This window comes from Rhodoferax sp. P1_F3, assembly GCF_056405715.1.
The window spans coordinates 1-13,665 of record NZ_JBFUBO010000013.1; the positions used below are offsets into that span (position 1 = coordinate 1).

General features: G+C 63.8%; 11 protein-coding genes. 7 read left to right on the forward strand and 4 right to left on the reverse strand.

The annotated features are described in order from the left end of the window. Window positions 1-162: 162 nt before the first annotated feature. Together cysE and AC1DZ5_RS18355 are read right to left on the reverse strand one after the other, a co-directional pair. Window positions 163-936 (reverse strand): serine O-acetyltransferase, encoded by a 774-nt coding sequence (gene cysE / locus AC1DZ5_RS18350; protein ID WP_477891688.1) that lies wholly within the window; start codon window positions 934-936, stop codon window positions 163-165. A 10-nt stretch (window positions 937-946) separates the two neighbouring features. Further along, complete coding sequence (locus AC1DZ5_RS18355) at window positions 947-1,777, reverse strand: RNA methyltransferase (RefSeq protein ID WP_477891690.1); 831 nt, start codon at window positions 1,775-1,777, stop codon at window positions 947-949. 132 nt (window positions 1,778-1,909) lie between these two features. Here AC1DZ5_RS18355 and AC1DZ5_RS18360 point away from each other — a divergent pair, with 132 nt between their 5' ends. After that, entirely contained in the window at window positions 1,910-2,818 is a 909-nt protein-coding gene (locus AC1DZ5_RS18360; RefSeq protein ID WP_477891692.1) for an inositol monophosphatase family protein, read from the forward strand. Here the strand turns inward: AC1DZ5_RS18360 and AC1DZ5_RS18365 are convergent, their stop codons facing one another. Together AC1DZ5_RS18365 and AC1DZ5_RS18370 are read right to left on the reverse strand one after the other, a co-directional pair. Next, on the reverse strand, window positions 2,819-5,803 hold the full coding sequence (locus tag AC1DZ5_RS18365; protein WP_477891693.1) for a sensor domain-containing protein: 2,985 nt from the start codon (window positions 5,801-5,803) through the stop codon (window positions 2,819-2,821). Further along, the gene (locus AC1DZ5_RS18370) at window positions 5,800-8,706 is read right to left on the reverse strand and encodes a sensor domain-containing protein (protein WP_477891695.1); all 2,907 of its coding nucleotides are present in this window, start codon (window positions 8,704-8,706) and stop codon (window positions 5,800-5,802) included. Before AC1DZ5_RS18370 ends, AC1DZ5_RS18365 begins: the two co-directional genes overlap by 4 nt. Before the next feature lie 173 nt (window positions 8,707-8,879). Here AC1DZ5_RS18370 and AC1DZ5_RS18375 point away from each other — a divergent pair, with 173 nt between their 5' ends. From AC1DZ5_RS18375 to mutS, 6 genes are all read left to right on the forward strand, one after another. Next, on the forward strand, window positions 8,880-9,224 hold the full coding sequence (locus AC1DZ5_RS18375; RefSeq protein WP_477891697.1) for a hypothetical protein: 345 nt from the start codon (window positions 8,880-8,882) through the stop codon (window positions 9,222-9,224). A gap of 105 nt (window positions 9,225-9,329) precedes the next feature. Then, the gene (locus tag AC1DZ5_RS18380) at window positions 9,330-9,611 is read left to right on the forward strand and encodes a copper-binding protein (protein ID WP_477891699.1); all 282 of its coding nucleotides are present in this window, start codon (window positions 9,330-9,332) and stop codon (window positions 9,609-9,611) included. After that, window positions 9,608-10,261, forward strand: a complete 654-nt coding sequence (locus AC1DZ5_RS18385) for a hypothetical protein (RefSeq protein ID WP_477891701.1) — start codon at window positions 9,608-9,610, stop codon at window positions 10,259-10,261. The genes AC1DZ5_RS18380 and AC1DZ5_RS18385 overlap by 4 nt, the downstream gene beginning before the upstream one ends. Window positions 10,262-10,274: 13 nt before the next feature. Next, on the forward strand, window positions 10,275-10,613 hold the full coding sequence (locus tag AC1DZ5_RS18390) for a heavy-metal-associated domain-containing protein (RefSeq protein WP_477891703.1): 339 nt from the start codon (window positions 10,275-10,277) through the stop codon (window positions 10,611-10,613). Continuing rightward, the gene (locus AC1DZ5_RS18395) at window positions 10,610-11,005 is read left to right on the forward strand and encodes a hypothetical protein (RefSeq protein ID WP_477891705.1); all 396 of its coding nucleotides are present in this window, start codon (window positions 10,610-10,612) and stop codon (window positions 11,003-11,005) included. Before AC1DZ5_RS18390 ends, AC1DZ5_RS18395 begins: the two co-directional genes overlap by 4 nt. A 54-nt stretch (window positions 11,006-11,059) precedes the next feature. Further along, the gene (gene mutS / locus AC1DZ5_RS18400; RefSeq protein ID WP_477891707.1) at window positions 11,060-13,657 is read left to right on the forward strand and encodes a DNA mismatch repair protein MutS; all 2,598 of its coding nucleotides are present in this window, start codon (window positions 11,060-11,062) and stop codon (window positions 13,655-13,657) included. Window positions 13,658-13,665 lie beyond the last annotated feature (8 nt).

The following is a 13,665-nucleotide window of genomic DNA, read 5'->3' on the forward strand; positions in this document are numbered from 1 at the left end:
CAGCTCCCTCATCCCGCTGACGGGCAAAGCCGCCAGAGTTTCGTCCAATGTGTTTTGCAGCAGGCTCATCAAAGAAAAAGGGAACGTGAAACACGCTCCCTTTTTACAGCCCTTCAGATCACGTACGGCTTAACTGACTGGCATTGCCCCGAGGGGCCTTTTTTACTTTCCGATGAGCTGGTTGAGCTTCTCCGCCTCAAAGCATTCTTTGCGCGAGGCATCGCTGGGCACGCAGTCGCCCGCCGTGCCACGGGCCGAGAGCTGCTCGATAGCTTTCCACAGCAGCGCAATCTGGTGGTCCTGGCCGGAGGCACTGTCCACCAGACCGCGCAGGGCCTGGCTGACCGGGTCGTCTTCCTGGGTGATGCCGTAGGCGGTGAACTTACGGTCGGCGGTGGTCACATCGGCACTCACCCCGGCTTTGCTGGGGAGAATGCGCGCTGGAATGCCCACGGCCGTGGCGCCGGCAGGCACGGGTTTGACCACCACGGCATTGCTGCCGATCTTGGCGCCATCGCCCACCTCAAAACCACCCAACACCTTGGCGCCAGCGCTCACCACCACATCGCGTCCCAGCGTGGGGTGGCGCTTGGAGCCCTTGTACAGACTGGTGCCGCCCAGAGTTACGCCCTGGTAAATCGTGCAGCCATCGCCAATCTCGGCGGTCTCGCCCACCACGGTGCCCATGGCATGGTCAAAGAAAACGCGCGCGCCCAGCTTGGCGCCAGGGTGGATCTCGATGCCCGTGAAAAACCGCGACAGGTGCGACACAAAACGCCCCAGCCATTTGAACCCATGGTTCCACAGCCAGTGCGCCACGCGGTGCAACACCACGGCATGCAGGCCCGGATAACAGGTGATGACCTCCCAAGTGCTGCGGGCAGCGGGGTCGCGGTCAAGAATGCACTGGATATCGGAGCGGATGCGTGAAAACATGCGAAAGAGTCTACCCGTTCAGGTCTGATTTGCCGTCTATCGCCACCAATCCCCCACCGGTAGCCGGTACTTGGGCGCTGCGCTGCAGGATGGCTTTGGCAATGCCGCGCAGGATGTGGATTTCTTCCTGCGTCACCTGGGCACGGTTGAACAGCGCATTCAGGCGCGGCATGAGCTTCTTGGGGGCGGCCGGGTCCAGAAACTCCAATGCGATGAGCGACTGTTCCAAGTGGGTCAGCATGCCACTCACCTGTGCGGCGTCGGCCAGCGCGCTGGGCGGACTGGCAACATCCACCCCAAAGCCCCCAAGCGCCAGGCGCCATTCGTAGGCAATCACCTGCAGTGCGGCGCCAATATTGAGCGAACCAAACTGCGGGTTGCTGGGAATGGAGAGGCACACATGGCAGCGGTACACGTCCTCGTTGCGCATGCCAAAGCGTTCGGAGCCAAACAGAAAGCCCACGCCGGACTGACCGGAGTTAGATGCCAAATCGCCTTCTAGCCCCCGTACATCCTGCGCGAGCAGCTCCCCTTTTGATAGCAACTCAAAATGTTCACGCGGCGTGGTGGTGGGTGGGCCGAAATCGCGCGGCGTCATCGCCGTGGCGCACAAGTGGCTGATGCCGTCCAGCGCCTCGTCCAGAGTGTCCACGATGCGGCATTTGTCCAGCACGTCCAGGGCGCCGCTGGCGCGCTGGATGGTTTCTTCGCGGCGCAGCACATTGGCCCAGCGCGGCGCCACCAGCACGAGGTCGTCAAAGCCCATGGTTTTCATGGCGCGAGCGGCAGCGCCCACATTGCCAGCATGGCTGGTGTTGATGAGGATAAAGCGGGTGTGCATACGGTCGGTGTCGGGGAGAGAGAGGCTGTTTTGGGGTCTTAGGGTGCGCAACCCTAGCCCTGCCGTTAAAATAGGCCTATTGTCGCCGCCTGCATCGCCAGCCGGTCCTCCCAGTTCTTCCCCCAACAATCTATGACGCTCAATCTGCACCCCATGGTCAATGTGGCCATCAAGGCCGCCCGCACTGCCGGAAACATCATCAACCGCGCGGCGCTGGACATCGAATCCGTACGCGTTTCGCAAAAAAAGGCCAACGACTTCGTCACCGAAGTGGACCATGCTGCAGAGCAAGCGATCATTGAAACCCTGCTGACGGCCTACCCCGGCCACGGCATCCTGGCCGAAGAATCTGGCAGCGAACACGGCGCCAAAGACTCCGAATTCGTCTGGATCATCGATCCGCTGGACGGCACCACCAACTTCATCCACGGCCTGCCCGTGTACTGCGTCAGCATTGCGCTGGCCGTCAAAGGCAAGATCGAGCAAGCCGTGGTGTACGACCCCAGCCGCAACGACCTGTTCACCGCCACCAAGGGCCGTGGCGCCTACCTGAACGACCGCCGCATCCGCGTCTCCAAGCGCACCCAGCTCAACGAGTCGCTGATTTCCACCGGTTTCCCCTTCCGCCAGGGCGACAACTTCAACCAGTACCTGCAGATGATGGGTGACGTGATGCAACGCACTGCCGGCCTGCGCCGTCCCGGCTCCGCCGCGCTGGACCTGGCCTATGTGGCCGCTGGCTACACCGAAGGCTTTTTCGAGTTGGGCCTGCAACCTTGGGACGTGGCCGCGGGTTCGCTTCTGGTGACCGAGGCCGGTGGCCTGGTAGGCAACTTCACCGGTGAAGCCGATTTTCTGGAACAGCACGAGATTTTGGCCGGCAGCCCCCGCATTTACGGCCAGATGGTCACACTGCTGGGCAAGTACAGCAAGTTTGCCCCTGCAGGTGAAAAGGCTGCGCTGCGCCAGGCAGCCATTGCCGCCAGCGAAGCGCAGGCACAGCCCGCCCGCGACAGCGCTACCGATGACGCACCGCTGTAATCAGATCACCCAGGTCGGGGCCTCGCCTTTGCTGGGCTGGTCCAGCAGGGACAGCTCTTCCACCGGGCAGGGTCGGCCAAACAGGTAGCCCTGGAACAGCGTGCAGCCGTTCTGCAGCAGGAATTCGCGCTGCCCTTCGGTCTCCACGCCCTCGGCCACCACGCCAAACCCCAAGCTTTTGCCCAGCGCCAGCACCGTGCGGGCAATGGCGGCATCGTTGGGGTCGGTCAGCACATCGCGCACAAACGATTGGTCGATCTTCAATTGCTGCAGCGGCAGCAGCTTGAGGTAGGACAGGGACGAGTAGCCCGTGCCAAAGTCGTCCAGAGAAAAGCCCACCCCCGCCTTCTGCAGTTCGGTCATTTTCAGGATCGCGTCCTGCGTGTCGCTCAACAGAAGACTCTCCGTCAGCTCCAGCTTCAGGCGCTGCGGGTTGGCGCCGGTCTTGCGCAGCAGCGCCTGCACCTGCTGGGCAAACTCGGGATGGCGGAATTGGCGGGCGCTCACGTTGACCGCGATGGACAGCATGGCCGTGACTGAGCTCTCCGCCCACTGCGCAAGCTGGCGGCAGGCCACTTCCAGCACCCACTGGCCCAGCGGAATGATGAGCCCGGTCTGCTCGGCAATGGGAATGAAATCCATCGGCGACACCAAGCCACGCTGCGGGTGGCGCCAGCGCACCAGGGCCTCCACACCCACGGTGCGCCGCTGCGCATCTACTACGCGCTGGTAGTACACCACCAACTCGTGGCGCTGCAAGCCGTGGCGCAGGTCTTGTTCCAGCGCGGTACGTTCGGCCACCAGGGCCTGCATGGCAGGGTCGAAAAAGCGCAGCGTGTTGCGGCCCGCGGCCTTGGCCTCGTACATGGCCAGATCAGCCTGCTTGAGCAACTCGTCCACCGTCTGGCGCTGCTGGCCAAACAGCGTGACGCCAATGCTGGGCGTGCTGTGGTGCTCCACCGTGCCTAACATGTACATCTGGTTCAGGCTGGTAATCACCTTCTTGCCCACCAACTCCACCTGCGCAATCGCACGGTCAGGGTCGTGCTCCAGGTTGTGCAGCATGATCACAAATTCGTCGCCCCCCAGGCGGGCCACCGTATCAGCCTGGCGCACGCAGGCCACCAGGCGCTGCGCCACCTGCTGCAACAGCATGTCGCCCATGTCGTGGCCCCGGGTGTCGTTCAGGTCCTTGAAGTTGTCCAGGTCAATGAAGAGTAAAGCCCCCACGGCCCGATCACGGCCAGCCACCACGAGGGCGAGCTGCAGCCGGTCGATCAGCAGGCGGCGGTTGGGCAGGCCGGTCAGCACATCAAAAAACGCGAGCCGCTCGATCTTCTCTTCGGCCAGCTTGCGCCCGGTGATGTCCCGCCCCACCCCACGGTAACCCTGGAAGCGCCCCTCAGCGTCGAACATGGGCGCACCGCTGGTTGAAATCCAGTAGATGTTGCCCTCGTCATCGGTATCGCGCAGCTCCAGCTCGCGGAATTCGGCATGCGATTGCAGCACCTCGCGGTGGGCCTTCCAGTCCGGCTCGGTCATGTTGAGCGCGCCAATCTCCCAGCGCGTTTTGCCCAGGTTGCCCGCCCCGGTCTGGCTAGACTGGGTACTCAGCGCGCCATCAAAGCGCACAAAGCGGAACTCGGCGTCCTGCTCCCAGTACCAGTCGGACGACAGCTCGGTGAGCGAGCGAAAGCGTGCCTCGCTCTCCAGCAGCGTGGCCTGCGAGGCCTTGTGGTCGCTGAGGTCGGTGACCGAGCCGTAGGCCACACGGTGGCCCGAGACTTCCATTTGCATGACGGCCTTGCCGAACAGCGAGCGCACCGTGCCGTCGGGCAAGCGCACGCGGAACTCGTGGGCCCAGGTCGTGTTGCGCGTCACGCTGTCCTGCATCGAGGACAACGTGGCATGCCAATCTTCGGGATGGATACAGCGAAACACACTGCGTGGGTCCTTGCGCGCCTGTTCGGCGGTCACGCCAAAAATGGCATGGCAGGCTTCGCTGACAAAAGTGAACTTGCCATACTGCTGCGAGTAGTGCACGTACTGGAACACCATCTCGGGCAGGCGGCTGGTCAGGCGCTGGATCAGTTCCAGCCGCTCCTGCAGCGCGCGCTTGGCATGGGCCTCCTCGGTAAAGTCCTGCACCACACCAAAGTCCACAAACGAGCCATCGCTGCGATGGTGCCGGCGCATGCGGGTGCGCAACCACCGTTGGTCGTCTCCATCGTTGATCCAGCGGTAGGCCAGCTCGGTGCCATCCATGCGAGCCCGGGCGTCCAGAAAGGCGGCCCGGTCCTCCGGATGGATGTGGACACGCGCCTCCTCGAACGTCACCTCGCCCTGCACCGGTGTGTGGGAGAGTGCGTACAGCCCCTTGGACCACACGGGTAGTTGGCCCTGGGTCACGGTCCAGTGGCCCACATGGGCCAGGTCCTCGGTCAGTTCAAACAGCTCCAGCTGGCCGCGCAAATCCTCGTTGGCCAGCTGCAGGGCGCGCTCGCCCGCAGCCACAGCCTCCTCGGCCTCGCGCTGCAGAGTAATGTCGTTGAGGTACACCACAGCGTGCAGCTCCCCGGCAATGTCAATGCGCGTGCCATTCATCAGAAACAGCACCTTGCGTCCGTCTTTGGTCGTGAAAGGCACCTCTTGCTGGGGTTGACTTTGCGCCGGTGCGAGCCGCGAAAACGCGGCATCGCGGGCTTCTTGGCTGGGCCAAAAGCCCAGCTCCAGCGTGGTGCGACCCACTGCATCCTGCCAGGAGTAACCCGTGACCTTCTCCCAGTGGCGGTTCACATCGACAAAGCAGCCGTCACTGAGGCGATTGACCGAAATGGCGGCCGGACTGCGCACAAACAGCGCGTCCAACATGTCGTACTGGCGTCGCGCCGCCGACTCGGCCGCTCCCAGCGCCGAGCGCAAACGCGCCAACTCGGCCTGCAAGGCCTCGGGTGTTTCGGGGTTCACCGGCTGCTCCCCGCTCATGGATTGGGCAACTGCAGCAATTCCACCGGCACCGGGCGCCCGAAGAAATAACCCTGAAAAGCCTTGCACCCGTTGCGCAGCAAAAAGTCTCGCTGGCCTGCGGTCTCCACGCCCTCGGCCACCACCCCCAGGTCCAGGCTCTCGGCCAGATTCAGGATGGTGCGGGCAATGGCCGCGTCGTTGGGATCGGTCAGCACATCGCGCACAAACGACTGATCAATCTTGAGCTGGTCCAGCGGCAGGCGCTTGAGGTAGGACAGCGAGGAATAGCCAGTGCCAAAGTCATCCAGCGAAAAGCCCACCCCGATGGAACGCAGCTCGCTCATTTTTTCAATCACTTCATCAAACTCCGACAACAACAGGCTCTCGGTCAGCTCCAGTTTCAGGCGATAGGGGTTGGCACCCGTCAGGCGCAACAGGTTCAGGATATGGTTGGAGAACTCTCGGTGCTTGAACTGCCGTGCACTCACGTTCACGGCCATGGTCAGCTTCTGCGTATGCGGCTTGGCGCTCCACGCCACCAACTGCGCACAGGCGGCTTCCAGAACCCACTGGCCCAGTGGCAGGATCAGCCCGGTTTGCTCGGCGATGGGAATGAACTCGCCCGGCGACACGATGCCGCGCTGCGGGTGTTTCCAACGCAGCAGGGCTTCCACGCCCGTGGGCACCCCTTCGGTGTCCACCACGCACTGGTAGTACAGCATGAACTCGTCGCGCAGCATGCCCTGGCGCAAGTCGGTCTCCATGGCCGCGCGGGCCGTGGCCGCCGCCTGCATTTCAGGGTCAAAAAAGCGCAGCGTGTTGCGCCCTGCCCCCTTGGCCTGGTACATGGCCAGGTCGGCGCGTTTGAGCAACTCGTCCACACTGTGCAGGTGCTGGTAGAACAGCGTGACCCCAATGCTGGGCGAGCTGTGCAGGTTGTGGCTGGCCAGTGCGAACTGCTGGTTTAGCGTCTGCAAAATCTTCTTGGCCACGGTCTCGGCTTGGGCTGCGGCCTCGGCCGGGTCCATGCCCAATTCTTCGAGCATGACCACAAACTCATCGCCGCCCAGCCGCGCTACGGTGTCCACGGTGCGCACACACTCCTGCAGCCGCTGCGCCACCTGCTGCAGCAGTAGGTCGCCCATGTGGTGCCCCAGCGTGTCGTTGAGGATTTTGAAATTGTCCAGGTCAATGAATAGCAAGGCACCGTGGTGACCATTGCGCGCGCTGGCGGCCACGGCATGGTTCAGCCGGTCAATCAGCAGGCGGCGGTTGGGCAGGCCGGTCAGCGCATCGTAAAAGGCCAGGCGCTCGATGTCGGCTTCGGCCTGCTTGCGTGCCGAAATATCGCGCCCCGTGCCCCGGTAGCCCTTGAACACACCCTGGGCATCAAACATCGGTTCGCCGCTGATGGATGCCCACATGTAAGTGCCATCGGAGCGAATGCGTTGCAGTTCAAAGTCGTGGAAGGTTTCGTGCGCGAACAACTGGGCCTTGTGGGTTTCCCACTGGGCAGGCGTGACCCCTTGCGCCCCCGAATCCCAGCGCGTGCGGCCCATCGCATCTTCAGGCGCCAAGTAGCTGTTGATATGGCCGTCACCGTCCACCCGCACAAAGCGGAACTCGGCGTCCTGTTCCCAGTACCAGTCGGACGACAGGGCCGACAGGTTGCGAAACCGCTCTTCGCTGAGCTGAAGCCGGGCCAACGCTTCTTTTTGCGAGCTGATGTCGGTGATGGAACCGCAAAACAGCACCGAGCCGTCCGCCTGCACTTCGGGCAGGGAATAGCCCAGCACCCAGCGCTCCTTGCCATCCACCAGTCGAGTGCGAAATTCGCAGCGCCAGGGCGTGGCCGCCTTCGTGGCCTCCCAGGTGGACTTGCTCACCATGGGTGCATCGTCGGGGTGCACCTGCCGCATGATGGCAGAGGGGTCGTTGCGTGCCTCTTCGGGTGTCAAGCCGAACAGCTGCTGCACCGCCGCACTGACAAAGGGAAAGCTGAATCGCCCATCCGGCCACATCTGGAATTCGTACACCATGCCGGGCGCACGGCTGGTGATCTTCTGAATAAAGGCCAACTGGTTCTCCAGCTCCTGGCGCGCCTGCCGCTCACTGGTGAACTCCTGCACGATGCCGAAGTCGGCCCGCACCTGCCCCCCCTCCACCTGCCGGTGCATGCGCGAGCGCAGCCACACCATGCTGCCATCGCGGCGCAGCAAGCGGTATTCCACCGTCTGGCCATCCATGCGCGCGCGCGCCTGCAGCACACGCTCGCGGTCTTCGTCCAGCACGTTCGCCAGCAGGCTTTCTTTGGGTACCAAAGCACGGCCAGGCTCCTGCACGATCTCGCCATAGCCGCGCGACAGGTGCACCATGCTGTCGCCCGGGTAGATCACCCAATGGCCGACCTTGGCCACCGATTCGGTCACCTCGTACAGCTTGACCTGGCGGTTGAGTTTTTCGTTCGCGTGCTCCAGCGCCTGCTCCCCCGCACGCAGCGCCTCATGGGCCAGGCGCTCGGCGGTCACGTCGCGCAGGTAAATCAGGATGTACTGCTCGTTCTGCTCCTGCATCAGCGCGGCGTTCATGCGCACCACGCGCGGGTTGCGGTCCTGCATCACCAGCGTGACGTCGGTGTCCACCACCCGTCCGCCGGTCAACAGGGGCGCAAACACGCGCATACGCTCTTCGGGATCCAGCCAGTGGCCCATTTCTACTGCGGTGCGGCCTAGCGCCTCGGCGCGGGAATAGCCCGTCAGGCTCAGCCACTCGGTATTCACCTCCACCAGCACGCCATCGCGCGCGCGCGTCAGCGCAATGGCCTCCGGGCTGCATTCAAAAACGGTTTGGAACACCGAGCCCGTCAACCCAGGCGCCCCGATACCACCACCCGCCCACGGGGCGGGAGAAGCGGAAGACACGGGGTCTGGTCGGGTCTGCACTGCGGTGAGGCGGGGGCCTGTAGAGATGACTCCCTATGATAGGGCCTGAAATCTGGGCACGCCATCCAAACACCCCCTGATTTACCCGCTGTGCGGGTAGCCAATTTGGCCTGCGCCCCACCCGGAAACAACGGTTGCACTATCATCTCTCAGTGCGCCACCTCTTCATCCTGTTGCTGATTGCCTTGCTGCCCCTGCGTGGGTGGAGTGCAGAGCACATGGCCGTGCAAATGGCTGCCAGCCAAGTGAGCGCGTCGGCCATGCCAGCGGATTGCCCCATGCTGGTCCAGGCCACAACAAGCGACACCGGCCAACCGCAAGAGCAGGGCAAGAGCCTGGCGCACTGCCAGTCCTGCCAGCTGTGCATGACGCTGGCCGCACTACCCACCATGGCGGTGCTCGCTGCGACAACCCGGCCGCAGGCCCCCGCGGCCCCGCAGGCCGACCGCTTTGCCAGCGCAGACCTGTTGCGCACGGCCAAGCCCCCCATTTCCTGATCCGACAGCCCCACCACGTCCGCACGGTCCTCGTGCGGGTTCATTGTTGTGGGCTTGGAGCGCCAATCACCTTGCGCACCCACGGCCCCGCTGTTTGGAAACACCATGAAATTTGGAATATGGATAGCCGCGCTAGTCTGCGCGGCGCCGGCCTTTGCCGCCCCCGACTGGACACGCGCACGCATCGTCCAACTGGACCCTGAAAAAGCCCGCGTCACCCTGCAACACCAGCGCATCCGCAGCATCCGCATGGAAGCGATGACCATGCCCTTCAAGGTCGATGCGGGCGTGGCCCTGACCACCTTCAAGGTCGGCGACCGGGTGCGCTTTACGGTGGTGGAGCGCGATGACCACCTGGTGGTCGACGCGATGGAGCCCGTGCGATGACACCGCGCCTCGCACGGCGCATCGCCCTTGCACTGGGGAGCACCTTGTTGGCGCTGCCAGCCTGGTGCGGCCCCATGGGCTTTAAGGATAGCTGGATGGCCATGGGCGACTTCGCACCCAACTGGAAGGAAGCCTTCGTCAACTACGCGTTAACGCCGCGCGACGCCGTAGGCCTCAGCACCCTGGCCATGCGTTCGGACGATGAGACCCGCACTCGGCAGCTCAACGAGGTCACCTACACGCGCCTGCTGAGCCGCTGGAATCTGCCCGAGGCCCAGGCCAATGTCTGGCTCTTGGGCGGCGTGGGCAGCTTCACGGGCAATGACTTCAGCGGCGCCAAAACCGTGGTGACACCTGGTATCCAGGTGGACTACGAGACCACGCGGGTCTACGCCTCGGCGTCGCTTCGGCTGTACCGCGCCGAAGGCATCAATCACGACTTTGGCTCGGCACGCCTGGGGTTCTCCTTGTACGAGGTGGACTACGACCAGACCCAGCCCTGGCTGATTGTGGAGGCGCGGCGCATGAACGGCCTGTCCGACGCCACCGAAGTGACACCCATGCTGCGCCTCATCCACAACCGCTACTTCGTGGAGCTGGGGGTCAGCAATGCCTCCCAGGTCCGCGCCAACTTCATGTACATCTTTTGATTCGGAGCATTCCATGACCAAAATCACCCTCTCCCTCGCACTGGCTGTTGCATTGGCACAGACCGCGCTTCCCGCCTTCGCCACCACCAGCGTGAAGGTCACCGTCAACGGCATGGTCTGCGCGTTCTGCGCCCAGGGCATCGAAAAGCGCATCTCCAAAATGGGGGCGACCAAGGAGGTGTTTGTCGACCTCAAGAAGAAGACCGTGGCCATCGAAGCCAAAGAGGGCCAGACACTGGACGACAAAGCCATCGCCGCCGAAATCTTGGACTCGGGCTACGACGTGGTGAAGATGGAAACCGTGCCGCAGTCGGTGGCCGAGATCCGGGCCGAACTGAAGGGGCGCAAATGAGTGCCGACGGCGTGGTCGAATCCCGCAGCGGCCTGTGGACCTCGGTAGCCAGCCTGTTTGCCAGCTCCAGCACCCTGGTGTGCTGCGCGCTGCCGGCCCTGCTGGTGGCGCTCGGCGCAGGGGCCGCACTGTCGTCGCTGATTGCGGTGTTTCCGCAGCTGGTGTGGCTCAGTGAGCACAAGGAGGGCCTGTTTGCCTTTGCCGGCCTGATGCTGCTGGCCAGTGGTGTGCTGCAGTGGCGCAACCGCCACGCGCCCTGCCCCACTGACCCGGCCTTGCGCAACGCCTGCCTGAAGACGCGCAAAACCGCTGGGCTGGTGTACGGGGCCAGCGTGCTGCTGTACCTGGTGGGTGGGTGGTTTGCGTTTGTCCAGCCCTGGCTGAGCGAATAGCGGCAGCGGGTTGGCTGCCCGGGAGCGCGGGCTGATGTTGATAGACTTCCCCGCATGACCGTGCCCGACCCGCAACACACCCCCATGATGCAGCAGTATCTGGGTCTCAAAGCCCAGTACCCCGGCACCCTGCTGTTCTACCGCATGGGGGATTTTTACGAGATGTTTTATGCCGACGCCGAAAAGGCTGCGCGGCTGCTGGACATCACGCTGACGCAGCGCGGCCAATCCGCCGGCCAGCCCGTGGTCATGGCCGGCGTGCCCTTTCACGCGATGGAAGGCTACCTGGCCAAGCTGATCCGCCATGGCGAATCCGTGGCCATTTGTGAGCAGACCGGTGAAGTCGGCCTCAACAAGGGCCCGGTGGAGCGCAAGGTGGTGCGCGTGGTGACGCCCGGCACGCTGACCGATGCCGAGCTGCTGAACGAAAAATCCGAATCCATTTTGATGGCCGTGCACCAGGGTCCGCGCAACCGTTGCGGCCTGGCCTGGTTGTCTGTCACCCAGGGTGTGGTGTTTCTGGCCGAATGTGCCCCCGACGAGGTGAACGGCTGGATCACCCGCGTGGCGCCCAGCGAGCTGACCTACAGCGCGGGCTGCACTACCAGCTTTGAAGACAAGCTCAAACGCCTGCGCTCCACCAGCAATGCGCTGTACCTGACAGCCCGGCCCGAATGGCAATTTGACAGCGCGCTGGGCCAGCGCAAACTGCTGGACGCGCTGCAGGCCGCCAGCCTGAGCAGCTGGAACGCACAAGACCTTCCTCTGGCCCACGCGGCCAGCGCTGCGCTGTTGGGCTATGCCGAACACACGCAGGGCCGGGCGCTTACCCACATCCACAGCGTGCAGGTACAGCGCAACGACGCACTGATCGATCTGCCCACCACCACCCGCCGCAACCTGGAGCTGGTGCAGACCCTGCGCGGCGAAGACAGCCCCACGCTGTTCAGCCTGCTGGACACATGCATGACCGGCATGGGCAGCCGCATGCTCAAAAGCTGGCTGCTGGAGCCCCAGCGCGACCGTACCGAGGCCCAACACCGGCTGCAGGCCATTGGACTTTTACGCAACAACCTGTGGCAAACCCTGCGCGGCCAGCTCAAGGGCTGTGCCGATGTGGAGCGCATCACCGCGCGCACCGCGCTGCGCCAGGTGCGCCCGCGCGAACTCGTGGCGCTGGTCGTCACGCTACAAAAAACAGAGCTACTCGCGCAACATCTACGGGGGCTAGAGGGCTATTTGGCCCATATTTCCGAGCATTTGCTGCCGCCCGGCGACGCCACCGCCCTGCTGACCCGCGCCATCGACCCCGAGCCCGCCGCGCTGGTGCGCGATGGCGGTGTGATTGCCGGTGGCTTTGACGCCGACCTGGACGAGCTCCGCGCCATCCAGACCAACTGCGACGCCTTTTTGCTGGACCTGGAAGTGCGGGAAAAAGCCCGCACCGGCATTGCAAATTTGCGCGTGCAGTTCAACAAGGTGCATGGCTTCTACATTGAGGTCACCACCGGCCAGGTGGACAAGGTGCCCGACGATTACCGCCGCCGCCAGACCTTGAAGAATGCCGAGCGATTCATCACGCCCGAGCTCAAGGCCTTTGAAGACAAGGCCCTGAGCGCGCAGGAGCGTGCGCTGGCGCGTGAGAAGTATTTGTTTGAGCAGGTACTGGACCAGTTGCAGGCGCACATCCCTCAGCTCACGCGCGTGGCCCGTGCGCTGGCGGCGCTGGATGCGCTGTGCGCGCTGACCGAACGCGCGCTGACGCTGGACTGGAACCCGCCGCAGTTTGTGGCAGAGCCCTGCATCGACATCGAAGCTGGCCGCCATCCGGTAGTGCAGGCGCGGCTGGCAGAGCTAAGCAGTGGCAACTTCATTGCCAACGACTCCCGCCTGGGCGCCCGCCAGCGCATGCAGATCATCACCGGCCCCAACATGGGCGGTAAGTCCACTTACATGCGCCAAGTTGCCATCATCGTGCTGCTGGCCAGCATGGGCAGCTATGTGCCCGCCAAGGCCTGCCGCCTGGGGCCGATCGACGCCATCCACACGCGCATCGGCGCGGCGGATGACTTGGCCAACGCCCAGTCCACCTTCATGCTGGAGATGACCGAGGCCGCGCAGATTCTGCACAGCGCCACGCCGCACAGCCTGGTACTCATGGACGAGATTGGCCGCGGCACCAGCACCTTTGACGGCTTGGCCCTGGCCAGCGCCATTGCCACCCAGCTGCACGACAAAACGCAGGCCTTCACGCTCTTTGCCACGCACTACTTTGAGCTGACCGAGTTCCCAGCCACGCACCACGCGGCCATGAACGTGCACGTGAGCGCCGCCGAGGCGGGGCGTGACATTGTGTTCCTGCACGCCATCGAACCCGGCCCGGCCAGCCGCAGCTACGGGATTCAGGTAGCCCGCCTGGCCGGCATGCCTGCCGCCGTGGTGAATCAGGCCCGCCACACGCTGGAGGCGTTGGAAACCCAGGCCACGGCATCGCAAGCCCAGGTGGACTTGTTTGCGGCTCCACCTGCTATCGAAATGGAAGCTAGCAGCGCAGTGGAGACGGCGCTTGCAGGCATCAACCCCGATGCGCTGAGCCCGAGGGAGGCAATGGAAGCGCTGTACCAACTCAAAGCACTGATCCACAAGGCCTGAGCGCATTT